Below are 23,698 nucleotides of genomic sequence, written 5' to 3'. Positions count from 1 at the left end.
GCAATCTTTTGTTAACATTACATCAGAGAGAATAGTCTGGGTTTTTTGTACGATTTTGATGCTGAATCTAAATGAGGTCGAAAAAAGACCCAGGCAGATAGCTGCCTGGGTCTAGGAAAAGGTCTCTTTGTCAACAGACTAGGAGCCCTTCGGGTCGCAGCGGGGCTTTAGATTACCGATTTGACGGATGATTGTACGGATTCGACATTTGTCGGATTTTTGGCACCGCTCATTGCATTCATTGTTCCAATGTTGCGCGAATACCACATCCCGGTAATAGGCAGACATGCTCTATTCGACCCTGAAGCCCATTTTATTCCGAATCGATCCCGAAAAGGCGCACGGGCTGACGCTCCACGCGCTGCGTTGGATGCCGGCAATGTCGACGCCGATTGATCCCCGTTTGGCAAGTCGAGTGGCGGGCCTGGATTTTCCTGCGCCCGTTGGATTGGCGGCGGGGTTCGATAAGGATGGCTTGGTCGCTCATAAAATGCATGGCTTGGGGTTTGGCTTTGCCGAAGTCGGTACGTTGACGCCGCTTCCACAGGCCGGCAATCCTACACCACGCCTGTTTCGCCTGGTGGAAGACCGAGCCGTCATAAACCGGATGGGGTTCAATAACGGCGGTCAGGCACGGGCCGCTTCGCGACTTGCCAAACGGCCAAGTTGGTCGGGCATTGTCGGCATCAACATCGGTGCGAACAAGGACGCTGACGATCGTATTGCTGATTATGCCGCTGGCGTACGGAACATGATGCCGCTCGCGGATTATCTGACGGTGAATATCTCGTCGCCCAATACGCCTGGTCTACGGGCTTTGCAGGATAAGGCGGCGCTCCACGCGTTGCTGGATGCCGTCATGCAGGCGCGAGGTTCAGAGAAGACCCCGATTTTCCTGAAGGTCGCGCCTGATCTTGAAGGCGAAGATATCCGGGACATCGCCGAAGCCTGCCTCAAGCATCGCATCGATGCGTTGATTGTCTCGAATACTACCATCGGTCGGCCACAACTTCGATCACGGTCTGCCGGGGAAAGTGGCGGCCTTTCCGGAGCGCCTTTGCATGACGTGGCCTTGCAGCGTCTGCGGGACTTCCGGTCGGCGGTGGGCGCGAAAATTCCGCTTATCGGCGTTGGTGGCATCTTCACGGCTGAGCAGGCGTATGCCCGCATCCGCGCCGGCGCATCCCTGCTCCAGATATATACAGCCATGGTCTATGAAGGGCCGATGCTGGCGCGCACCATACACAAGGGCCTCATCCGCCTTCTTGCGCGTGATGGCTTCGCCAACATCAGTCAGGCCGTAGGGGTCGACGCAAAGTAAGCACCCGCACAAACTGCTTGCCGCACCATTTGTAGCCGATACTCTTGCCCGATGATTAAACGCTTCCTTCTCACGTTCGCGCTCTTCATCCTTCCATATCCAGTGCTTGCGCAAGGTATTGTCACCTCCGCCGACCCGCGTGCCAGCGATGCGGGGCTGGAGATATTGCATAAGGGCGGCAGCGCCACGGACGCGGCTATGGCGATGATGCTGGCCCTGACGGTAGTGGAGCCGCAATCGAGTGGCATCGGCGGGGGTGGTTTCCTTATTCATCATCATGCGTCGACTGGATTGGTCGATACGATTGACGGGCGCGAGACGGCGCCCGCTGCCGCTACGCCGACGCGCTTTCTAGACGCTCAGGGAAAGCCGCTGCCGTTCATGGAAGCATGGCCGGGCGGCTATTCGGTGGGAGTGCCGGGCAATGTGGCGCTGATGGCGAAAGCGCATGGAAAGTGGGGAAAGCTGCCGTGGGCCGATCTGTTTGCTCCGGCAATCAAGCTGGCGGAAGATGGCTACGACGTAACCCCCCGCCTCTTCAATTCCTTATCCAACGTTCAGAAGATCTGGACAGATTTTCCGGCTATTCAGAAGCTGTACTGGAAAGACGGCGCACCGGCTCCGGTCGGCACGCATATCCGTAACCCGGCATTGGCCAAGATATTGAGAGAGATAGCTGCCGAGGGGCCTTCGGCGTTCTATTCTGGCGCTAACGCCGAGGCTATCGCGACCATCGTAAGCAATGCACCGAAGAACCCTGTTCCGCTGACGGCGGAGGATCTGGCGGGATATCAGGCAAAGGACCGCGCGCCGGTATGTGGCCCCTATCGGCAGTACACCATTTGCGGCATGGGGCCGCCATCCTCCGGCGCTACGACGGTCCTGCAAATTCTCGAGATGGTCGAGCGCTTCGACATGCGGAAGCTGGGCAAGGATAGTCCTGTCGCGTGGCACCTGATCGCCGAGGCCATGCGGCTGGCTTATGCCGATCGCGAGAAATATCTGGGCGACCGGGATTTCGTTGACGTGCCGGTCGCGGGGCTTATCGATCCAGCCTATGTCAAGGCGCGCTCGCGTCTCCTTTCCCCCACGAAAACGCTTGGCAACTATGAAGCAGGCACGCCGCCAGGAGCAAAGCCGCGGACGGCAGCTTTGACATCGGAAGTCGCCGGCACCACGCATTTCATCGCCATCGACCGTGACGGCGATATAGCGAGCATGACATCCACGGTCGAAAGCGCGTTTGGGAGTCAACTTCTGGCCAATGGTTATGTGCTGAACAATGAACTGACGGATTTCACCTTCGCGCCCGAGAAGGATGGAGCGCCCGTCGCGAATCGCGTGGAGGCAGGCAAACGCCCCATGTCCTCAATGTCGCCGACCATCGTTTACGATGCGCAGGGTAAGCCCGTCTTTACGGTCGGCGCTGCGGGTGGCGCGACGATCATCATGCAGGTTGCCAAGGCGCTGATCGCCCGGCTCGACTGGGACATGTCGCCACGGGACGCGATTGGCCTCGGGCTGATCTATTTCAACAGTCAGGGCCTCATCCTTGAACAGGGAACAACGCTGGAAACCATGAAGGCTCCGCTGGAAGCGATGGGGCACAAGGTCAACATCGCCAAGCTTGGCCTCAAGGCGAACGCTGCGGCGTTGGAGGATGGCCATTGGGTCGGGGCCGCAGATCCGCGCAGTCCCGGTGAATCCCGCACCGAATAGCTGCAACAGAGGTGGCCCTTACGTAACAGGCACAGTATAGAATCGGCAGCGGCGAAATTTTCCGGCCATACCGGGATGCAGGCCGCAGGAGATGAGATGCAGACGGCCGAACGCTTCCCCAATCTGGTTGCCATGTTTTTCACACGCGCCATGGAGCAGGGGGAACGCCCCTTCCTCTGGCGCAAGCGAGAAGGAACATGGCAGTCTTTGAGCTGGAAGGACGTTTCCGGGCAAGTGGCGGCGCTCGCCGCCGCGCTCAGATCCGAAGGGCTTCAGCCCGGTGACCGCGTGGTGCTGGTCAGCGAAAATCGCGCGGAATTCTGCATTGCTGACCTTGCCATCATGGCGGCAGGTGGCGTGACGGTGCCGACCTATACGACGAATACGACGCGGGATCATGCGCATATCCTGACCGATAGCGGCGCGTCGGCGGTAATTGTGTCCACCGCCAAGCTGTCAAAGGATCTGATGCCCGCCGTCCTCCGGTCTCAAGTGAGGCTAGTGATCGGGATGGAGCCTTTGCGGGGTTTCCAAGGCGACTCTGTCCGTTGCGCTTTGTGGAGCGACCTGATCGCCGCCCATCCCGCTGATGTCGAAACCTGCGCCGCTGCACAGACGGCAACGCGGGACGATCTCGCCTGCATCATCTACACGAGCGGCACCGGGGGTGCGCCGCGTGGCGTCATGCAGCATCATGGGGCGATCCTGTGCAATGTCGAGGGCGCCCTGCAACTCCTGATCGAAGATTTCGGCAAAGGCGACGAAGTGTTTCTCTCCTTCCTGCCGCTCAGCCATGCCTATGAACATAGCGGCGGACAGTATTTGCCGATCATCTCAAGCGCGCAGATATATTATGCCGAGAGCCTGGAAAAACTTGCGGGTAATATCGAGGAGGTGCGGCCAACGATCATGGTGGTCGTGCCGCGTCTGTTCGAAGTGTTGCGTACCCGAGTTCTCAAGGCGATCGAAAAGCAGGGCAGGGCACCTCTATTCCTGCTCAATCAGGCAATCCGGATAGGCAGCAAGGAATTACGGGGCAAGTCAACTTTGCTCGACATGCCGATGCGGTTGATCGTGGACCGCACGATAAGGCCGAAGGTGCAGCAGCGTTTCGGCGGCCGCTTGAAAGCGATGGTGTCGGGGGGTGCGCCGCTCAACCCGGATGTCGGCATATTCTTCCATTCGCTCGGGATAACGTTGCTTCAGGGCTATGGACAAACCGAGGCGGGGCCAGTCATTTCCTGCAACCGACCGCGTGTCGGCATTGCGATGGATACCGTAGGTCCGCCGCTGGACGGCGTGGAGGTGAGAATTGCCGAGGATGGCGAAATCCTCGTGCGAGGCGAACTCGTCATGCATGGTTACTGGCGCAACCCACAGGAAAGCCAGCGCGTGCTGGTCGATGGCTGGCTGCATACCGGGGATGTTGGCGAAATAGACGCACGCGGTCGCATCCGCATCACCGACCGCAAAAAGGATCTTATAGTCAATGACAAGGGCGAGAATGTCGCGCCGCAGAAGATCGAAGGTATGCTCACTCTGGAGCCGGAGATTGGGCAAGTCATGGTTTCAGGCGACAAGCGGCCTTACATCGTCGGTCTGATCGTGCCTGACGCCGAGTGGATGCGCGACTGGACACACACGGTGGGCGTTGCGAACGATCTAACCGCCTTGTCCGCCAATCCGGCTTTTGTTGCAGCAGTCCGCGAAGCCGTGGACCGGGTGAATGCCGATTTGTCCGTGACCGAGCGGGTCCGTCGCTTTATCTTTGCCGATGAACCCTTCACGGTCGAGAACGAAGAGATGACGCCTTCGCTGAAAATACGCCGCCATGTCATTCGCGCGCGCTATCAGCCTCGGCTGGACGCGCTCTATAAGTCCTGACCGCGGCTTATTTCGCAGACGCGCGATAAGGTACGAACGGCCCGAGCACGCAGCTTCCGCGAAAACCTCCTGTCTGCCGATCGGCGATCCGGATGATGTCTCCGCGGCAATATTCGCCGCCAAAGCTTTGCAGCACGGGAATGCCGTCCGAACCAAGGCCATGGCATTGCCCGCCCAGATCGTTCCGATAGGTGAGCTTCGGCCCCACCCGGTACAGCATTATGCTATTCCCCACGGACCGCATGTCGTTGAGCAGATCGCGACTGACGCACCGGACCGGCGGACCGGGTGTCTTTCCTTCCAATGCCTTGTTCAGCACTTCGGTGTTACGAAGGCTTAACGACGGACGCGCCACCGCGGCGGTACTGGAAACCAACGATATCAGCACCAAGGCTAACAGGCTTTTCATCGCGAAATGCTCCCGATCGTCAGAAGGAATCCTTGGCGGCTCGTAGTTGCCTTAGATGTTCGGCGTCGCGCGCTCGCATGAATACATTGGTGGCGCGCTCCTGTGCGATCGTCGTCGGAACGGTAGGCTCGCTGCGGGAGCGGGCCGCATCGACATTGGCCATCCGCTCGCGAATAGCTGCATTATCCGGCTCCGCGACCAGCGCGAAACGCCCGTTGGATTGTGTGTATTCGTGCGCGCAGTACACCGTCGTGTCTTCGGGCAGCGCCTTCAGTCGCTGCATATTGACGAACATCTGGGCTGGCGTGCCTTCGAAAAGCCGCCCGCATCCCATCGCAAACAACGTATCGCCGACGAACACGACCGCATCATCGGCAAGATGATAGGCAATATGCCCTGCCGTATGGGCGGGCACCTCAAGCACTTTGGCCTTATGGCCGCCGATAGACACCTGATCGCCTTCCGCCACGGTGCGGTCCAGCGTCGGGATCTTCGCCGCCTCCGCCGCCGGGCCTGTGATGGTGCAACCCGTCGCGGCCTTGATAGCCGCGTTGCCGCCCGTGTGATCGCCGTGCCAGTGCGTGTTCCAAATCTGGGTGATGGTCCAGCCCCGCTCTGCGGCCGCTTCCAGAACCGGCTCTGCCACGGACGGATCGATGACGACCGTTTCGCGGCTATCCGGATCGTGCATCAGCCAGACGTAATTGTCGGACAGCACCGGTAAGCGCGCGATCTCCAGTGCCATAATGCTTACCAGCTTCCGGTGTTGGGCATGCTAACCCACGGCTCGGCGGGTTCCAGATGCCCGTCCTGCAACAACTCGATCGAGATATTGTCCGGCGTCCGCACGAACGCCATATGGCCGTCGCGCGGCGGGCGGTTGATCGCCACGCCCGCATCCATCAGCCGCTGGCAGGTGTCGTAGATATTCTCGACGCGGTAGGCGAGATGGCCAAAATTGCGGCCGCCATCATATTCCTGGGTATCCCAGTTGTAGGTCAGTTCGACCTGGGCCGCTTCGTCACCCGGAGCGGCGAGAAACACGAGTGTATAACGCCCCTGCTCGCTATCGAACCGTTTCTGCTCCTCCAGCCCGAGAAGGTTGAAGAAGCGAACCGTCGCGTCGATGTCAGTCACGCGGATCATGGTGTGAAGATATTTCGGCATTATGGTTCCGTCCGGTCTAGCGATTCAGCATATGCGGTCAGCACGACAAATAAGATCGCGCACGGCCCCATGGAAGAGCTGCAATGCATGTCATCGGCGAAAGACGTGCGATCATGACAGTGAAGTAGACGCCTGAATCGCACTTTTATGGCAGTATATTGCGTGCTCAGCGCGGCGTTTTTTCGGCAGCAGGCGCGGAGGCGCCCAGGCGGCTGAGATTATCCGCCGCGGCGCGGCCTGCATTGCTCTGCGCCGAAAGCCGCACAGCGCGTTGCCACGCGGACTGGGCGACATCGGCGTGATTCGTCAGAATTGCGATATTGCCTTCCTCCAGCGCGACCGAGGCATCGTCCGGCGACATCTGCACGGCGCGGGCGACATGCGACTGCGCGAGGTCCATCTGCCCCGCCCGTCGCGCCAGTGTCGCCGATAACAGCCAGGCGAGCGGATCGCGCGGCACCTCGTCAAGCGCTACATCGAGGTCGCTGCGCGCAGCGGCAAGATCGCCGAGCGAGACGAACGTACGAGCGCGATCCAGATACGCTTCGCCCTTCTCCGCGCCGGGCGGCAGGCCGCGCGCGATCGCAGCGTCGAAATAGCTGCGCGCCTTTGCCGCGTCTCCACTTGCCAGCGCTGCGTTACCCGCCTGGGCCCACAGTCTAGCGCCGCTCGGCACATCCCCTGCGCGTTCGGCCTCGTCGGCGGCCTGTTCGAAGGACACCATCGCGGGCGCCCACCGCTCCGCCTTCGCATAGCTACACCCAAGGCACTGCCGCGCATGAAACGCGCCCCCGTCCAGCCGCCACGAATTGGCGAAGCGTATGCCTGCGTCCGGGTCGGTGTTGGCCGCATCTAGGCAAGCCTGAAATTTCTTCGCAACCTCGACAAGCATCGGCAACTTGGGCGGCGTGGTGGGCTTGGCCTCCGCCGCACGTGCCGCCGCCGCTTCCCGACGGGCGCGATCCATCACGGCGTTCGTTTCCGGGCTGTAGCCCTGTAGCGCTAAAAGGGCGGCAAAGATCATGTTGGCTCCGGCAGGTTCGCGACCGCCTCTATCAGGCGGGCGATATCGGCATCGCGCGAAAGGCGATGATCGCCGTCCTTAATCAACAGGGCCTGCACGTCGGATGAACGCAACGCGGCGGCAATGTCTAGCGCCAAGGACCATGGCACATCGAGGTCCGCCTGTCCCTGCAACAGCCGCACCGGGCAATCGAGAGCGATAGGAGCGCCGAGCAGCAGATGGGCTTGCCCCGACTGCCAGAAAGCCAACGTCGTCACATACGGCTGATCGCCATAAGGCGTGTCCTCAACAATCCGGCCGGCATCATGAAGCTGCGTTTTCTGTGCGTCGCTGAAGCCCCATTCAGTGAAGTCCGGGGCGGCCGCAATGCCGACGATCCCCACCACTCTCTCTGGAATCGCGAGTGCCACCAGCAGCGCCAGCCATCCTCCCATCGACGATCCGACCAGCACCACCGGCCCCTCGACGAGGCGATCGATAAGGAACAGCACGTCGTCGCGCCAGATCTCCAGCGTCCCATCGGCAAAGCTGCCGTCGCTCGCGCCATTACCCGAATAGTCGAGCCGGAGCATCGCTCGCCCCTGACCACCGGCCCATTCGTCCAGTGCGAGCGCCTTTCCCCCCTCCATGTCGGACATGTAGCCGGGGAGGAAGACTATCGTTAGCCCGCAGCCGACGCGCATCCGATAGGCGAGACGCAGGCCACCGCTACGGGCAAGATATTGCAAGGGCGCTCTTTCGATCATGGATTAGACTTATGTCTTAGCTTTGCGCAAAATTCGAGCGGTGACTTTAACGCACTGGAAATGAACGCTCTTCTATTCACGTTGTGGGAGTAAAGCGATGTATACTTTTCAGGCCGATTACACGCGAAAGCTGATCCGCGCACAATTGCAAGGTTTCTTCTCTGTGGAGGAAGTCGCGGCATTCGGGGCTGACCTACAGGCTGCCGCTGCCACTATGGTGTGCCGCAGCGGTGAGCATCTTCTTTATGTCGACACTTCCCAGTGCGCATTGCAGGCGCAGGATGTCGTTTCCGCATTTCAGACCCTGATTGGGAATCTGCCGCTCAAGGCCAAGCGCGTGGCGGTCATTACTGGTAGTTCGCTCTCCCGCATGCAGACACGCCGTATCCTGGTTCGGGATCAGGCTATGCTGTTCGACCACGGGGAAGATGCTGAACATTGGCTACTGACCGGGGAGGAGCGCGACCAGACAGCCTAGGCGTCTGCGCCTCCATTCCCGGCATTCCGATACCAGCCTTGACTTCACGGCTCCCGCTGGACACATGCAAGCGTCCCGATTTCCTTGCATATAAGGCCCCGCCGTCCTCATGTCCCAGTTGCTCAAGATCAGCCTGCCCGATGGTTCCGTGCGCGAAGTTGCGCCCGGCACTACGCCGGCGGAAATTGCAGCGGCGATCGGGCCGGGCCTTGCCAAGGCTGCACTCGCCGCGCGCGTCGACGGCGAAGTGCGTGACTTACTGCGCCCGTTGGAGCAGGACGCGCAGCTTGCGCTGATTACCGCGCGCGATGAGGCGGAAGCGCTGGAACTGGTGCGGCACGATTATGCACACATATTGGCCGAGGCGGTGCAGGCGGTGTTTCCGGGGACGCAGATCACCTTCGGGCCGTCCACGGACGATGGTTTCTATTATGACTTCGCGCCGAAGGACCGTCCCTTCACGGACGAAGATCTGCCCGTCATCGAGGAGGCAATGCGCAAGATCATCGCCGCCGACAAGCCGCTGCGCCGCGAAGTGTGGTCGCGCGAGGATCTGATCGCGCGCTGGCAGGCCGCGGGTGAGACGTTCAAGGCCGAATGGGCGGCGGAATTGCCCGAGGGCGAGGAACTGACTGTCTATACGTCGGGTGGCGAATGGCTCGACATGTGCCGGGGACCGCATCTGGCCTCAACGGGCAAGGTCGATCCGCAGGCATTCAAGCTGACGCGCGTCTCTGGCGCATACTGGCGCGGCGACCAGAAGAACGCGATGCTTTCCCGCATCTACGGCACTGGTTGGCTCAACAAGAAGCAGCTCGACGCGCATCTCCTGCGCCTTGAGGAAGCGGCCAAGCGCGATCATCGCAAGATCGCGCAGGAAATGGACCTGTTTCACCTCCAGAGCGAAGCGCAGGGTTCCGTCTTCTGGCATCCGAAGGGCTATATCGTCTGGCGTCAGCTGGAGGCGTATATGCGTCGCAAGCTGGACGCCGCGGGTTATCGCGAAGTGAGGACGCCGCAGTTGATGGACGCGCGTCAGTGGGAGCAGTCCGGCCACTGGGGCAAGTATCGCGAGAATATGTTCGTGGTGCCCGACGAGATTCCGAACGCCGAGGATGAAGGCCCGGTGCTATCTGGCGATGCCGACCTGATGGCGCTAAAGCCCATGAATTGCCCTGCGCACGTCCTGATCTTCCGGCAGGGCATCAAGAGCTATCGCGATTTGCCGATGCGGCTGGCGGAGTTCGGCTGCTGTCATCGCAACGAACCCCATGGTGCGCTGCACGGCATCATGCGCGTGCGCCAGTTTACGCAGGACGACGCGCATATCTTCTGCCGCGAGGACCAGATCGTCGAGGAAGTGCGGCTGTTCTGCGACTTGCTCGATACCGTATACAAGGATCTCGGGTTCGAAAGCTACGCCATCAAGCTGGCGCTACGGCCCGAGAAGCGCTTCGGCACCGAGGAGATGTGGGACAAGGCCGAGCAGAGCCTGCGCGACGCGGTGGCGCAGGCTGGCCGCGCCGGTCCTGAATATGGCTGGGAAGAACTGCCCGGTGAAGGCGCATTCTATTCGCCTAAGCTGGAATTCCATCTGACCGATGCAATCGGGCGGACGTGGCAATGCGGGACGATCCAGTTGGACTATGTGCTGCCCGAACGACTCGACGCCAGCTATGTGGGCGAAGACGGCGAAAAGCATCGCCCTGTGATGCTCCATCGCGCCATTTTGGGCACATTCGAACGCTTCATCGGCATCCTGATTGAGCATCATGCGGGGCGTTTCCCGCTATGGCTGGCCCCTGTGCAGGCGGTGGTGGCGACGATCGTGTCCGACGCGGACGACTATGCGCGAAGTGTGGTCGAAAAGCTGCGCGCTGCCGGAATTCGCGCCGAAATCGATCTGCGCAATGAAAAGATCAATTATAAGGTGCGCGAGCATAGCCTTGCAAAAGTCCCGAAATTGCTGGTCGTCGGCAAACGCGAGGCCGACGAGGGCACCGTTGCGCTGCGCACACTTGGCGAGCAGGCTCAGGCCGTGCTGTCGCTCGATGAAGTAATCGCACAACTTGAAAACCAGGCACGCGCACCCGATATGCGGTAAGGCGCTGATGTCCCTTAGATGTCACAGGCCGCTGTCCCTTGCATGAAGCAGGACATGCGGCCTTTTCGACATTGGCAAAAGGCGCTATGAGCCGTCCGTTCAATGACCACAGGAGAGTCTGCTATACGTCCCCCGATGATGCGCCGCCCATTGGCGCCGATGCCGAAATCCGGCCCCCGCTACAATGAATTCATCAGCGTTCCCAAGGTCCGCGTGATCGATGAAGAGGGCGAAAATCTGGGCGTGATGTTTACGCAGGAAGCGATCGAGCAGGCTGCCGAAGTGGGCCTGGACCTCGTTGAAGTCTCCCCGAACGCCGATCCGCCAGTCTGCAAGTTCCTGGACGTCGGCAAGTTCAAGTACGAAGCCCAGAAAAAGGCGAATATCGCCCGCAAGACCCAGAAGACGCAGGAGATCAAGGAGATCAAAATGCGTCCGAACATCGACGATCATGATTATGATACGAAGATGAAGAAGGTTCACGATTTCATCGGTGAAGGCGACAAGGTGAAGATCACGCTGCGCTTCCGCGGCCGCGAATTGTCGCATCAGCAGTTGGGCATGGCGCTGTTGCAGCGCGTGGCCGAAAACGTGGTGGAAGTTGCGAAGGTTGAGGCCTACCCGCGCATGGAAGGCCGACAGATGCTGATGGTGCTCGCCCCTAAATAAGCTGAGCGTCTCGTGCGTTTCCGCACTTGATAGTTTTGGCGTCGATGCACAGGCGGAACGATCGGCTGGCTGTGACGTTTCTCAATTGTTGCCGTTGCGATGATCGCCGGCAGTTTTGAGGGACGTTCACATGCTTTGGACAATCGCCGTCATCCTCCTTGTTCTGTGGCTTCTGGGCTTTTTCGCCTTCCACATTGCAGGCGGACTCATCCACATCCTGCTGGTGCTCGCGTTGATTGTCGGCCTCTGGCAGCTATTCACCGGCCGTCGATCTTTATAATCACGTCGAATAAATGCCCCAGGCGCGGAATGCGCGCCTGGGGCATTTTAGCATCAGTCGATCTTATCAGCGGGGACGCCGCTTGGCCTTGCCCTGCTTGCAATTGTCAGTGACTGTGGCCGAACAGGTTGGATAGGAGTTAGGGCCAGCCGATGCGCTGCCGCTGCCACTCGTGCCCGCGCCGGCGCCGGTTGATCCGGTTCCGGTGGCCCCACTCCCGCTGGTCCATGAGCCGCCCGCGCCCGAACCAGATGTCGTGCCGCTGCCGCTGGTCGCCCCGCTTCCCATGCCACCGGCCGCTCCACTTCCCATGCCACCGGCCGCTCCGCCGGACATGTCACCGCCCGCTCCCGTGGTCGATCCGCTGCCCGTGCCGCCCATGGAGCCACCGGACATGTCGCCGCTGGACCCGCTGGTTGATCCGCTTCCCGATGTGCCGCTGCCCATCGTTCCGGTAGAGCCGGAGCCCGCATCACCCGGAGGGGTGCTGCCCATGGTGCCGGACCCTGCCGAACCCGAACCCATCGACCCGCCAGCCGAACCTGTCGATCCAGTGGTTCCGCTGCCGCCAGTGGTTCCGCTGCCGCCAGTGGTTCCGCTGCCGGATGTCGTGCCGGTCCCGCCCGTAGTGCCTCCCGACCCGGTCTGTGCCGTGGAAAGCGAAGCCGACGCCGTCAGCAGCGCCGCCGAAGTCAACAGTATGAACTTGTTCATGCAACTTCTCCTATCGTTTACGAATGGACGTTTTCGTCCACCCCTACCGTCCGGGAGCCGCTCTCTGCATGGCATCCCGCATCATGCCGCGACGAGCGGCACCTGTGGGCTATCCTGCGACAGAAACAGGCGTGCTTCCCAATCAGGACGTGAAGTAAACCTGTTGATTTGATACAGGTTCCGGCGACCGGCATAGGTTAGGAAGAAAGTTGCGCGGCGCGACTAATGATCGGTCAGCCCGAATCAGGCTGATCTTCGTCCGGCAATATGCGATTCGATGTTCCGCCCCAGCACAGTCAGCGGCACATTGCCGCCCCTCACCACGGAATCATTGAACAACCGCAGGTCAAACCGATCGCCAAGTGCCGCCTGCGCCCGCTCTCGCAGCCGTACGATTTCGCTATGGCCGACTTTGTAGCCGCACGCCTGCCCCGGCCATGCGCAATAACGGTCAACTTCACCCTGAACTTCCTCGACCGTGGAGCCGTTGGTCGTCGCAAACCAGTCGATCGCATAGTCGCGCTCCCAGCGTTTGGCGTGGATGCCGGTATCGACGACGAGGCGGCAGGCGCGGAACGCAATCGATTGGAGATAGCCCAGTCGCCCGACCGCATCGCCGTCATAGACGCCCAGTTCGCTGGCGAGCTGTTCCGCATAGAGCGCCCATCCTTCGGAATAGGCATTGAAGGCCAGCAATGAACGGACAAGCGGAAGCTTGAACGTATATTCCCCCTGCCAGATATGCCCCGGAATACCCTCATGATAGCTCAGTGTTGGGAGGGCATGGCGGGGCCAGATGCTCGTATCGCGCAAGTTGATATAATAGTTGCCGGGCACTGATCCGTCGATTGTCCCTGGCCCGGCGTAACCCCCCGGCGCACCTGCTTCGATTTCCACGGGGACACGCTTCACGATCAGACGGCCCGGCACCAGCGTGGCGAATGCACGGGGCAAGCGGGTGCGTACATCGGCGATCCGGCCATTGACGTAATCCAGGATCTGCTGCCGCCCTGCGTCCGTGTTCGGGAACAGATATTGGGGATCTTTGCCCAGTGCCGTCATGCGCTCGCCCACGGTGCCCTTCGTGTAGCCGAGGCCTTTCAGAAGCCCATCCATCTCCGATTGCAGCGCCTTTAGCTGGTCCAGTCCCATCGCGTGCACCTCGTCGGGCATCATCGTCGTGGTCGTGCTGGCCCGCAGTGCCCATGCGTAATAGGCATCCCCCTGCGGCAGTTTCCATACGCCAGCATCACTGGTGGCGCGGGCGCGCTGCGCCGTCAGGACGGCGATCTGCTGGTCCATCGCAGGCGCGACCTTTTCCCTCACCAGTTTCAGGACATGCGCGGCGTGCTCGCCGGAGATGTCCTTGGCGCGCTTTGCGATCGAACTGACGATCACCCACTGATCGAACGGCTGCGTCCGCGCGCTGCGCTGCTGCTTCAGGGTCTTGTCCAGCAGGAAGGCGGGCGCGATGACGCCGATCGCGCCGTCGTGCTTCAGCCGTTCGCTCTCACCGTCCAGCGCTGCCGCATAAGCTTCGACACGCGCCACATAAGCGTCGGCATCGGCCGCATTGGCGATGACATGCTGACTGTCGAGGAAGTCCGGCACTTCGACGAACGCACCGGTGTTCTGCGCAACCACATAAGGCGCATTACGATAGGAGAAATTGAGGTTCAGCGTCGCGACATCGCCGAAGGGGAAAGCATATCCCTCCGCCGCCACTTCATGCGCGGTGCGCACGACATCGGCATCTGTCCGAACAGCGGGGCTAAGCGCGTCCATGTCTATGGCTTTGAGCTTCGTGAGTCGATCGGCGGCACGACGTGCTTTCGCCATCTGTCCCGGCCCGGACCGATCCGTAAGATGCGATTTAAGAGCGGCCCGCTTGCCCTTGTCCAATCCCAAGCCCGTCGCACTTTCAGGGTAATCGGCCATCAGTTGTTCGGCCACATCCGCCAGCACCGCTTCGGCCTTCGCATCCGCTCTGGTCGCGGCTCTTAAAGGCGTCGTCAAAGTCGCCGCGGCGGCTGTGCCGATGAGGAAGTCGCGGCGTGTCGTCATGTTCGGTCTCCGGATTGGGAATAGCTCAGTTTGTGAAACAGCTTAAGCTGTTCGACAAGTCTGCGCGCCACGATAGGCCGCGTCTTCGGATCGTGATATGCTCCGCGCATGTCGAGAATAGATCAGCGCGCGGACAAGGGTGGGCGCAGCTCCGCAACGTCTTGCGTTCAGGCGCAGGCGTGCGCGCTTTCCGCTCTGGTTCAGCTTCCAGAAGCCTTTACAGTGGCCGGACTTCACGCGTCCGTTGGCACAAAAAGCAACACTGTCGATTGAACATATCATGACACCAATCGAACGCGCCGCGCGCGCCATGTATGAAGCCGTCGCTCCCGAATGGGACTGGGCCGATCCGGATGCCGAATTGCTCCGCCGCATGTACCGCGCCAATGCGAGGGCAGCGCTGCAATCGCTTCGGCTGGCGACAGATGCGATGTGCGAAGCGGGCGGCGATCATGTCGAACAGACTGGCCGCATTACCGTGGACACGCTGTGGACGGTGATGATGGACGCCGCGCTGGAGGAAGACTGATGAACGACGACGATATCATTGAAACCCCCGAAGGGCCGATGACCTGGGCTGCGTGGAAGAAGCGCAATCCGGTGCAGGTTCCTTCCCGCCGTACCAAGGGCAAGGACCTGCCGAACAAGATCCCGCGCCGTACCGGCGAATAGGCGCTCAGTCGGCGCGGTACACCGTTCCGCCTTTCATCACGAAGCGCATCTTCTCCAGCGTCCGCACATCGCTAAGCGGATCGCCAGAGACGGCTACCATATCGGCGGGCATGCCCACCGTGATCTTTCCTGCCTGATCGGCGATTTTGAGATGTGCGGCGGCCGAGATCGTGGCGGCCTGAATAGCCTCCAGCGGTGTCAGCCCCGCCTTCACCAGCAACGCGAACTCCTGCGCATTGTCGCCATGCGCGGAAACGCCCGTGTCGGTGCCGAACGCGATATGTACGCCGCCCTCATGCGCGCGCCGTGCCATGTCGAGCATCTTGGGACCAGCCTCCAGCGCTTTAGCGGTCTGCGCGGGCGTCAGGAAATTGCCGGGACTTGCCGCGACACGCGCAACGAAGTCACCCGCGAGCAGTGTCGGTACGAGATAGGTTCCCGGACGCTTGAAGAGGCGGATCGACTCCGCATCCAGATAGGTGCCATGCTCGACGGAATCGCCGCCGGCCTTCAGGAATGCGTTGATGCCATCTACGCCATGCGCGTGTGCCGTGACTTGCCGCCCCATGCGATGCGCGGCCTGGACTATGGCGGCCAGTTCTGCGTCGCTGAATTGCTGGGCAAGGCCCGCCGCCGTGTTCGACAAGACGCCGCCGGTTGCCGTGATCTTGATGATGTCGGCGCCGGCGCGCACCTGAAGCCGGACTGCGCGCATACAATCGTCGGCCCCTGAACAGACGCTGGTCGGCGACAGCAGATGCAGGATGTCGTCGCGAAAGCCATTGGCGTCGCCGTGGCCGCCATGCACCGACACCGCAGAGCCCGCCGCGATGATGCGCGGCCCCGGCACATCGCCCCGCTGCACTGCCTCGCGCAAGGCGAAGATCGCGTTGTTCTCCGCACCCAGGTCGGCAACGGTCGTAAAGCCCGCCATCAGCGTCTTGTGAGCGAACCCAGCGCCAATCATGGCCTGCTCCGCGGACGAGCGCGTCACTTCGTCGAGCCGGGAGTTGGGGTTCTGTTCCCCTGTCAGGTGCACATGGCTGTCGATCAGACCCGGCAGCACGAAAGCATCGCGCAAGTCGATGACGGTGCCCTGACCCTCCCCGACAAAGCCGTCACGGATTTCGGCCACTCGTCCGTCGCGGATAACCAGCGTCTTGTTCTGCTCGACCCGCCCGGTCGCAGGATCGGCCAGCAGTCGCCCGGCTTGCACGAAACGGGTTGCCTCGTTCGGCGTTGGCCCCTGCGCCACCGCGAACGATGCCGTCGCAAGGCTCATCACGCCCGCGATCCATTTCAAAGGCTTCAACGCCTGCTCCCCTGTTTTTGCAATCGTTACATAGGCATAGCGAACTGGAGCTACTCTGCAAGAGGCAGAGAGTGGTTGATCGGCGTCAATCGCTCCGCTTCGCGCCATCCAGCGTTTTCGCGATACGATCGGCTTCGCGATCCTGTGCAACTCGTTCAGCCTTGGTCCTGCCGAAACGGGTGCGATTTTCTGCTGCGGCTTTTTCCGCGTTCGCACGGTTCTGCGCCTTCCGCACGACGCGGAGGTTGACGATCTCAGCCATCCTTTGGCTCCTCCAGACTGGCGGCGATGTCCATGAAGTTGCGCGCCGCTTCCTGCTCGGCCGCATCCTTAAACGCAACGTCGATATCAGGCGCTACACCGAGCATATGCATCAGCGTCCAGAGCGCGAAGCGGCGGCCCTTGTCAGTCTCCAGGCCGAAATCGACACGCATCCGCGCAGCCCCGTCGGCGAGGGCGGCCGCATCTACGGCCTCAAGATCCGGCGTTCCGAAGTAGCGCTGCAATAGCGTAGGGAAGTCCATGGAAAATGGCCGTTACTGTCCGCTAACACGATGCAATGCTGCTTTATATTCACTGGTCAACCGCTCGACCAGCGCCGCTGTAGGCACGACGTTGTGTACTGCACCGATCCCCTGGCCGCAGCCCCAGATATCGCGCCATGCCTTTGCACCGTCGGCCATTGTGGAAAAATCCATCTTGGAAGGATCGGATTCGGGTAGATTGTCGGGGTCCAAGCCTGCGCGCACGATGCTTGGCCGCAGGTAGTTGCCGTGCACGCCCGTGAACAAGTTGGTGTAGAGAATGTCCGCGCCCGAGGAGTCGACGATCATCTGCTTGTAGGCGGCGTCGGCATTGGCTTCCTCCGTCGCAATGAAGGCGGAACCCATATAGGCCAAGTCCGCGCCCATCGCCCGCGCTGCGAGTATGGCGTCGCCCGTGGCAATCGCGCCCGAGAGCGCCACAGGGCCTTCGAACCATTGCCGAATTTCCTGCACCAGCGCGAAGGGCGAGAGCGTTCCTGCATGTCCGCCAGCACCTGCGGCAACGGCGATCAGGCCGTCTGCGCCTTTCTCCACAGCCTTGCGGGCGAAGCGATTGTCGATGACATCATGCAGCACGATCCCGCCATAGCTGTGGATTGCGTCGTTCACATCAGTGCGAGCACCCAATGAGGTAATGACCAAGGGAACCTGATATTTGACGCACAGCGCCAGATCTTCCTCCAGCCGCGTGTTGCTGCGATGTACGATCAGGTTGACGGCGAAGGGGGCGTCCTGATCGGTGAGATCCTGCCGAAGCCGCTTCAGCCATTCCTCGAACACGCCCGACGGGCGGGCATTGAGTGAGGGGAACGCGCCAACTACCCCGGCCCGGCATTCTGCCGTGACCAGATCCGGCTGCGAAATGATGAACATGGGCGATGCAATCACGGGAAGCTTCAGCCGGTTTTCAAGCAGAGCAGGCATCGCCATCGATGTATTGGTCCTTCTAGTCAGCCTTGCCTGTCGTGGCTGGGCCGGACCTTTATGACCTTTTCGTAATCGTTAGGAAGTACAAAAACACGCAAATCTGCCGATTTCTCATGCGACAGAACGCGTTATCGCCCTATCATTCGGCGCTTCCGCTACGTCATCCGACATTTGCGGAATGGAGTGCCACCAGCATCGTCTGTCGGCCAACGGCATCATATGCACCTGGCCATGTCGCCCCTGCGCCGTCCATACGCCGGATTGCTTAATGTACTTCCACCTTGGGTCGCAGTTTATCGGGCTCTGCACGAATCGGCCGCCTTCAAGCTTCAACTCACCAATGACGTTCCGGATCGTCCCGTCGGGGAACATCACTGCCACTGCCATCGTCCTGCTCCACATTTTGCATGTTGTAGAGGAATAACGCAGGATCACGGCTTCGGTTCAATTTGCGTGTTCGATCAAGCTGCTGAAAACAGGGCGCTTAACCTCGATCAATTTGTTGCTGCCCGACAAGCAAAAGGGGAGCCGATCATGCAGTGACCGGCCCCCCTTTTCACGCATGATTAGGACGTAATCAGGCGGCGAACTGGTTCATCGTGTTGTGCACACCGCCAGCCTTCAAGGCCGCCTCGCCAGCGAAATATTCCTTGTGGTCATCGCCGATATCGCTGCCGGACATATTCTGATGCTTGACGCAGGCAATGCCTTCCCGGATTTCCTTGCGCTGCACGCCCTTGACGTAGCCGAGCATCCCCGCATCGCCGAAATATTCCTTCGCGAGATTGTCGGTCGACAAGGCCGCGGTGTGATAGGTCGGCAGCGTGATGAGGTGGTGGAAGATGCCAGCCTGAGCCGCCGAATCCTTCTGGAAGGTGCGGATGCGCTCGTCGGCTTCGTCCGCCAATTCCGTGCCGTCATAATCGACGCTCATCAGCCGTCCGCGGTCGTAGGCGGAAACATCCTTGCCCTCGGCGGTCCATGCATCGAACACCTGCTGACGGAAGTTCAGCGTCCAGTTGAAGCTTGGCGAGTTGTTATAGATGAGCTTTGCGTTCGGGATAACTTCGCGGATGCGATCCACCATGCCCGCGATCTGCGCGATGTGCGGCTTTTCGGTTTCGATCCACAACAGGTCCGCGCCATGCTGGAGCGACGTGATGCAGTCGAGAACGCAGCGGTCTTCGCCGGTGCCGGGACGGAATTGATAGAGGTTGCTCGGCAGACGCTTGGGCTTCAGCAGCTTGCCGTCGCGATTGATGATGACGTCGCCATTGGCCTGCGCAATGTCGCTGATCTCTTCGCAATCGAGGAAGCTGTTATATTGGTCGCCAAGGTCGCCGGGTTCCTTGCTGAACGCGATTTGCTTAGTAAGGCCAGCGCCCAGCGAGTCAGTGCGCGTGACGATGATGCCATCTTCGACGCCCAATTCCAGGAATGCGTAACGGCAGGCGCGGACCTTCGCGAGGAAGTCCTCATGCGGCACCGTGACCTTGCCGTCCTGGTGACCGCACTGCTTTTCATCGGAAACCTGGTTCTCGATCTGGAGTGCGCAGGCGCCCGCCTCGATCATCTTCTTGGCGAGGAGATAGGTCGCCTCGGCATTGCCGAAGCCCGCGTCGATGTCCGCGATGATTGGCACGACATGCGTTTCGTAATTGTCGATCGCCTTTTCGAGCTGCTTTTCCTTGGCGAGGTCCCCTGCTTCGCGCGCGGCGTCCAGGTCGCGGAACATCATGCCGAGTTCGCGCGCATCAGCTTGGCGCAGGAAGGTGTAAAGCTCCTCGATCAACGCAGGCACGCTGGTCTTTTCATGCATCGACTGGTCGGGAAGCGGACCGAATTCGCTGCGCAAGGCGGCGATCATCCAGCCGGAGAGGTAGAGGTAACGACCCTTGGTCGTGCCGAAATGCTTCTTCACCGCAATCATCTTCTGCTGACCGATGAAGCCGTGCCAGCAACCGAGCGACTGCGTGTAGTTGACGGGGTCCGCATCATAGGCGGCCATGTCGGCGCGCATGATCTTGGCGGTGTAGCGGGCGATGTCGAGCCCCGTCTGGAAGCGGTTCTGCGCGCGCATACGGGCAACGGATTCGGGATCGATGCCGTCCCAAGTACCCTTGTAGCCCGCAACGAGCTGGCTCGTTTGGCGGATGTTATCTTGGTAGGTCATCGAAAGCTCCTTACTGCTACGTTGGGAGCCATGTAGAAGAATTTACTTCAGCAGCCTCGGTTTTGTCTGTCACAATCGTGAAAACATGTGATGTGCTGCGGTGCAGCACTGGATAACTTGTCAAAGATGTGACAAATCCTCTTGCTGTCGTCGCCCTAGCGCTGTTGTTGCGGCAACATCCATCGTCACGTTGCCGATAGTGCGTACCAGATCGGGGATCATCTCGACAGCTATCAGCAGAGCCAGCGGGTGCAGCGGCACGCCCATCGCAAGCGCAATCGGCGTGACAGATGTCAGGAAGCTGACTTGCCCTGGCAGGCTGATCGAACCCATAGTCGTGATCGCCGCTACGACCGCGCCTGCAGCTATTGCGCCTGCGCTGAGGCTTATGCCCATCCAGTGTGCGACGTATAAAGCGACGGCCAGGTTCATCGCCGGGCTTGTCACGCGGAAGATGGCCACGGCAATGGGGAGCGGCACGCCCGCAACTTCGGTGGCGACGCCGAGTTGCTGGCATCCGCGCAACATCGCGGGTAGCGAGGCGAGCGAGCTTTGCGTGCTGAGCGCAACCGCCTGCGCAGGTGCGACGGCACGCACGAAGTCGCGCAATCGGACGCGACCGCCGAACACCGCCATCGGATAGGCAAGCGCCCACGCAGCGAGACCGGCACAGGATACGATGACGATGTAGTGCGCCAATGCGCCGATCGCTGCCGTGCCTGCCTTCATGCCGACGACGAAGGCGAGGGCGAACACGCCGATCGGAGCGATCCACAGCACCCAGTTCACGATTTCAAGCATCGCCTGTTCGATCGCGCTGAACAGCCCGGTGATCCGGTCGCGTGCTTCAGGTTCAAGCCGGGTCACGGCGATTGCGAACAGGGTCGCGAAGAGGATCAGCGGCAACATCGCGTCGTCCGCCGCGGCCGCGATGGGGTTGGTCGGGATGATCGATTTCAGGAAGTCAGCCAAGCCCGGTGCGGCTCCGACAGCCTGAGTGGTCTGCCCCAACGCTGCGTTCAACGCCGCCGCCGCTTCTGCGGGCAATGGCCATAGTCTGAGCAAAGCGGGCACGAGGAAGGCCGCTATCAGCGTCACCAACCACAACAATGTGACAAACAGCAGGACCGACCGCAATGCCAGCTTGCCGCCACGCGCGCTGTCGGCGGCGCGTGCTATGCCAGTGATGAGAAGCGACACCACCAGCGGCACTACGGTCATCCGGAGCGAATCCAGCCACAGATTGCCTATGGGTTCGGCGATCGCGGCTGCTCCGCTCCATCCCATGCGCGCGCCGCCAATCCCGACAGCAATTCCGACTATGAGCGCAAAAAGGATACGAGTGGTCTGGGACATGAAACACAGGCGTAACAGGTGGTGCGACAGGACGGAAGTGGGCGAACAGCTATTCGCGGGTAAGTCGTTATTAACCATATCCGCCTAGATCATCCACAGAGCAAAGAGGGATGTGACATGGCCGACAATCAGGACGCTTTCGCACAGGTGCGCCACAGGATGCAGACACTGATGCAAGAGCCGTCATCGTCTGCGCGCAGTTCCGCCAAGCCCCGTCTGGACGAAATGATCCGCAGCCTCGGCCTGATCTCCGGTCAGCGGCGGGCGGCATAGGGCGACGGGTTTAGTCGGTCTCCCTCGATGTGCTCGTCACAAGGCGCGCATGTCCGACGCCGGCGCTCCCGCGCGGCTGTACGACACCGATTCTGTCTGGCTCCAGGAACACAAAATCGATGCAACTTCCTCGTATAAAAGCTTTTTTACGCTTAATTCGATCTTAACCATATTGCTCCATTCCCCTTCTCAAAGATCGTAGCGGCACGCCTTCAGTCAAAGGTCTGCCCGGATGAAAAGGTCGTTAAGGGCATGACACATAAAGCTATTATCCTGCGCGGCGCGGCCATTGCTGCGCTCTGCGTTCCGCTGATGCTCCACCAGCCTGTGCTGGCCGCTGCAGATGTGGCAGGGCCGCTGCCCAACGGGACCCCCGTCGCGGCGCTCAGCGCACCCGCGTTCGCGCAGCCGCCTTCGCAGGAGCCGTCCTCGCCTTCGTCCGCCACGCCCCCCCCGGCAGACCTGCACGATCCTTATGCGGTTGGACCCGATGGCAAGATTCCCCCTTTGCCCACCGATCCTGCCGCCACTGCGCAGGCTGCGCGCGAGAATGTCGAGCCGCCGCCGGGCGCGACAGAATCGCTGCGCGACGCGATCGTAGAAGCGCTGAAAGGCAATCCGGAAATCCAGATCGCGCTCGCGCGTCAGGATGACGCAAAATACGGAGTCGATGAAGCGCGTTCCGGTTATCTCCCGCACCTCGACGCGACCGTGGCGCTGGGCGGCGAACTCAACCAGCCGCAGATCGGCGCGGACTCCACGCTGCGCCGGAGTGAGGGCGTCGTCACCCTGAACCAGAACGTCTGGGATTTCGGCACCACGATCAACGACATCAAGCGCGCTCGCGCCACTTATCGGAGTGCGCAATGGGCAACGCGCGAGCGGATCGAGGCGATCGCTTATGATATCGCCACCGCCTATATCAGCCTGCTCCAGCAGCAGAAGCTGGTGGATCTGTCCAATCAGGAGATCGCGGCCAACGAGAAGATCGTGAAGATCGTCTCGATCCAGAACGAGCTTGGCCTCACCACATCTGCCGATATCAGCCGTGCCAAGGCGCGCCTCGACAACGTGAAGGCCACGCTGCTCGATCGCACCAGCGCGTTGCAACAGGCCCGCGAATCCTATCGCCGCCTGACCGATCATCTTCCCGGTCTTGCAGTGGATCTGCCTTCGCCCGCCGCCGCCTTGCCGCCGTCCGCTGACGCCGCCGTGGGCCTGATCGACGAGCGCAGTCCGCGGATGGCGCAGGCCGTACAGGACCGGCGCTCCCTCGACCGTCAGCGCGCCAGCCAGACCGGCACCTTCTTCCCGCGCCTCGCTTTCCAGGCGCAGGGCAATTGGCGCGATGATGTGCAGGGCCGCACCGGCACCAACCGCGATGCGCGCGCGATGCTGACCGTCACCTATAACTTTTTTAATGGCGGCGCGGACATCGCGGTGCGCAACCGTATTTCCGCACGCCTTCGCGAGGCCGATTACGAGCTCGATCGCCGCCGTCGCGAAGTGGAGCAGGACATCCGCATCGACTTCAATGCGCTGGACGCAGCGCGCGGCAAGATCGTCACCATCGAGTCCGAGATTCAATCGGCTGAGAAGGTCGTCGATCTCTATGCCCAGCAGTTCCGTGAGGGTCGCCGCACGGTGTTCGACTTGCTCGATAGCCAGAACATCCTGTTCAACGCGCGCGCAAACCAGATTGCGAACTTGACGGCCAAAACGGCTGCCGAATTCCGCGTGCTTCAGAAGCTGGGCGGCCTGTTCGATCTGGTCAGCGGCGGAGAGCCTCTGCCGCCGCTTGTCGTGCCCGCTCCCGGCAGCACCAAGTGAAAGTAAATTTCGCGTTTACCATATCGTAACC

Annotated in this window: 24 protein-coding genes; 11 read left to right on the top strand and 13 right to left on the bottom strand. The window is 60.9% G+C overall.

What is annotated here, in order from left to right:
- Positions 1 to 286 precede the first annotated feature (286 nt).
- From C1T17_RS00230 to C1T17_RS00220, 3 genes are all read left to right on the top strand, one after another.
- On the top strand, positions 287 to 1,321 hold the full coding sequence (locus C1T17_RS00230) for a quinone-dependent dihydroorotate dehydrogenase (protein WP_104951683.1): 1,035 nt from the start codon (positions 287 to 289) through the stop codon (positions 1,319 to 1,321).
- Positions 1,322 to 1,372: 51 nt separating this feature from the next.
- Positions 1,373 to 3,040, top strand: coding sequence for a gamma-glutamyltransferase (gene ggt, locus C1T17_RS00225; RefSeq protein ID WP_104951682.1), 1,668 nt, complete (start codon positions 1,373 to 1,375; stop codon positions 3,038 to 3,040).
- 96 nt (positions 3,041 to 3,136) lie between these two features.
- Entirely contained in the window at positions 3,137 to 4,924 is a 1,788-nt protein-coding gene (locus tag C1T17_RS00220; RefSeq protein ID WP_104954891.1) for an AMP-dependent synthetase/ligase, read from the top strand.
- A 7-nt stretch (positions 4,925 to 4,931) separates the two neighbouring features.
- Here the strand turns inward: C1T17_RS00220 and C1T17_RS00215 are convergent, their stop codons facing one another.
- From C1T17_RS00215 to C1T17_RS00195, 5 genes are all read right to left on the bottom strand, one after another.
- Positions 4,932 to 5,333, bottom strand: a complete 402-nt coding sequence (locus C1T17_RS00215) for a hypothetical protein (RefSeq protein WP_104951681.1) — start codon at positions 5,331 to 5,333, stop codon at positions 4,932 to 4,934.
- Between the two features lie 19 nt (positions 5,334 to 5,352).
- Positions 5,353 to 6,078 carry a hydroxyacylglutathione hydrolase gene (gene gloB, locus C1T17_RS00210; RefSeq protein ID WP_104951680.1) on the bottom strand — a complete coding sequence of 242 codons (726 nt, stop codon included), beginning with the start codon at positions 6,076 to 6,078 and terminating at the stop codon, positions 5,353 to 5,355.
- A gap of 5 nt (positions 6,079 to 6,083) precedes the next feature.
- Entirely contained in the window at positions 6,084 to 6,500 is a 417-nt protein-coding gene (locus C1T17_RS00205; protein WP_104951679.1) for a VOC family protein, read from the bottom strand.
- Positions 6,501 to 6,666: 166 nt separating this feature from the next.
- Positions 6,667 to 7,524, bottom strand: coding sequence for a tetratricopeptide repeat protein (locus C1T17_RS00200; RefSeq protein WP_104951678.1), 858 nt, complete (start codon positions 7,522 to 7,524; stop codon positions 6,667 to 6,669).
- Positions 7,521 to 8,270 carry an alpha/beta fold hydrolase gene (locus C1T17_RS00195; RefSeq protein ID WP_104951677.1) on the bottom strand — a complete coding sequence of 250 codons (750 nt, stop codon included), beginning with the start codon at positions 8,268 to 8,270 and terminating at the stop codon, positions 7,521 to 7,523. Before C1T17_RS00195 ends, C1T17_RS00200 begins: the two co-directional genes overlap by 4 nt.
- 97 nt (positions 8,271 to 8,367) lie before the next feature.
- On the opposite strand from C1T17_RS00195, the gene C1T17_RS00190 reads away from it, so the two are divergent.
- The 4 genes from C1T17_RS00190 to C1T17_RS00175 all read left to right on the top strand — a co-directional run bounded on the left by C1T17_RS00190 (position 8,368) and on the right by C1T17_RS00175 (position 11,801).
- A complete protein-coding gene (locus C1T17_RS00190; RefSeq protein WP_104951676.1) occupies positions 8,368 to 8,748 on the top strand; it encodes a hypothetical protein in 381 nt (126 codons plus the stop codon).
- A 109-nt stretch (positions 8,749 to 8,857) separates the two neighbouring features.
- Positions 8,858 to 10,852: a threonine--tRNA ligase gene (gene thrS, locus C1T17_RS00185; RefSeq protein ID WP_104951675.1), complete on the top strand. Its 1,995-nt coding sequence runs from the start codon at positions 8,858 to 8,860 to the stop codon at positions 10,850 to 10,852.
- A gap of 135 nt (positions 10,853 to 10,987) precedes the next feature.
- Positions 10,988 to 11,521, top strand: a complete 534-nt coding sequence (gene infC, locus C1T17_RS00180) for a translation initiation factor IF-3 (RefSeq protein ID WP_104951674.1) — start codon at positions 10,988 to 10,990, stop codon at positions 11,519 to 11,521.
- A 130-nt stretch (positions 11,522 to 11,651) separates the two neighbouring features.
- Positions 11,652 to 11,801: a lmo0937 family membrane protein gene (locus tag C1T17_RS00175; protein ID WP_104951673.1), complete on the top strand. Its 150-nt coding sequence runs from the start codon at positions 11,652 to 11,654 to the stop codon at positions 11,799 to 11,801.
- Positions 11,802 to 11,867: 66 nt separating this feature from the next.
- On the opposite strand, the gene C1T17_RS00170 is transcribed toward C1T17_RS00175, so the two are convergent.
- Both C1T17_RS00170 and C1T17_RS00165 read right to left on the bottom strand, forming a co-directional pair.
- Positions 11,868 to 12,515 (bottom strand): hypothetical protein, encoded by a 648-nt coding sequence (locus tag C1T17_RS00170; RefSeq protein ID WP_104951672.1) that lies wholly within the window; start codon positions 12,513 to 12,515, stop codon positions 11,868 to 11,870.
- A gap of 243 nt (positions 12,516 to 12,758) precedes the next feature.
- Entirely contained in the window at positions 12,759 to 14,579 is a 1,821-nt protein-coding gene (locus C1T17_RS00165; protein WP_104951671.1) for a DUF885 domain-containing protein, read from the bottom strand.
- Positions 14,580 to 14,859: 280 nt separating this feature from the next.
- Between C1T17_RS00165 and C1T17_RS20900 the strand changes: the two genes are divergently transcribed.
- Entirely contained in the window at positions 14,860 to 15,108 is a 249-nt protein-coding gene (locus tag C1T17_RS20900) for a hypothetical protein (protein ID WP_145958924.1), read from the top strand.
- Positions 15,108 to 15,251 carry a hypothetical protein gene (locus C1T17_RS00155; protein WP_189338611.1) on the top strand — a complete coding sequence of 48 codons (144 nt, stop codon included), beginning with the start codon at positions 15,108 to 15,110 and terminating at the stop codon, positions 15,249 to 15,251. Before C1T17_RS20900 ends, C1T17_RS00155 begins: the two co-directional genes overlap by 1 nt.
- Before the next feature lie 4 nt (positions 15,252 to 15,255).
- Here the strand turns inward: C1T17_RS00155 and C1T17_RS00150 are convergent, their stop codons facing one another.
- The 6 genes from C1T17_RS00150 to C1T17_RS00120 form a co-directional block, all read right to left on the bottom strand.
- A complete protein-coding gene (locus tag C1T17_RS00150) occupies positions 15,256 to 16,563 on the bottom strand; it encodes a metal-dependent hydrolase family protein (RefSeq protein ID WP_223262718.1) in 1,308 nt (435 codons plus the stop codon).
- A gap of 85 nt (positions 16,564 to 16,648) precedes the next feature.
- The gene (locus C1T17_RS00145) at positions 16,649 to 16,825 is read right to left on the bottom strand and encodes a DUF4169 family protein (RefSeq protein WP_104951668.1); all 177 of its coding nucleotides are present in this window, start codon (positions 16,823 to 16,825) and stop codon (positions 16,649 to 16,651) included.
- Complete coding sequence (locus C1T17_RS00140) at positions 16,818 to 17,087, bottom strand: hypothetical protein (protein ID WP_104951667.1); 270 nt, start codon at positions 17,085 to 17,087, stop codon at positions 16,818 to 16,820. Before C1T17_RS00140 ends, C1T17_RS00145 begins: the two co-directional genes overlap by 8 nt.
- 12 nt (positions 17,088 to 17,099) lie before the next feature.
- The gene (locus C1T17_RS00135; RefSeq protein WP_104951666.1) at positions 17,100 to 18,038 is read right to left on the bottom strand and encodes an NAD(P)H-dependent flavin oxidoreductase; all 939 of its coding nucleotides are present in this window, start codon (positions 18,036 to 18,038) and stop codon (positions 17,100 to 17,102) included.
- A gap of 574 nt (positions 18,039 to 18,612) precedes the next feature.
- The gene (locus tag C1T17_RS00125) at positions 18,613 to 20,208 is read right to left on the bottom strand and encodes an isocitrate lyase (RefSeq protein ID WP_104951664.1); all 1,596 of its coding nucleotides are present in this window, start codon (positions 20,206 to 20,208) and stop codon (positions 18,613 to 18,615) included.
- A 120-nt stretch (positions 20,209 to 20,328) separates the two neighbouring features.
- Complete coding sequence (locus C1T17_RS00120) at positions 20,329 to 21,564, bottom strand: dicarboxylate/amino acid:cation symporter (RefSeq protein WP_104951663.1); 1,236 nt, start codon at positions 21,562 to 21,564, stop codon at positions 20,329 to 20,331.
- 117 nt (positions 21,565 to 21,681) lie between these two features.
- Between C1T17_RS00120 and C1T17_RS21110 the strand changes: the two genes are divergently transcribed.
- On the top strand, positions 21,682 to 21,837 hold the full coding sequence (locus tag C1T17_RS21110) for a hypothetical protein (RefSeq protein WP_189338439.1): 156 nt from the start codon (positions 21,682 to 21,684) through the stop codon (positions 21,835 to 21,837).
- A gap of 252 nt (positions 21,838 to 22,089) precedes the next feature.
- Positions 22,090 to 23,667 carry a TolC family outer membrane protein gene (locus C1T17_RS00115; RefSeq protein ID WP_104951662.1) on the top strand — a complete coding sequence of 526 codons (1,578 nt, stop codon included), beginning with the start codon at positions 22,090 to 22,092 and terminating at the stop codon, positions 23,665 to 23,667.
- The last annotated feature ends 31 nt before the right edge of the window (positions 23,668 to 23,698 follow it).

The organism is Sphingobium sp. SCG-1 (genome assembly GCF_002953135.1).
Lineage (GTDB): Bacteria > Pseudomonadota > Alphaproteobacteria > Sphingomonadales > Sphingomonadaceae > Sphingobium.
This window is presented reverse-complemented; position numbering and strand designations above follow the sequence as displayed.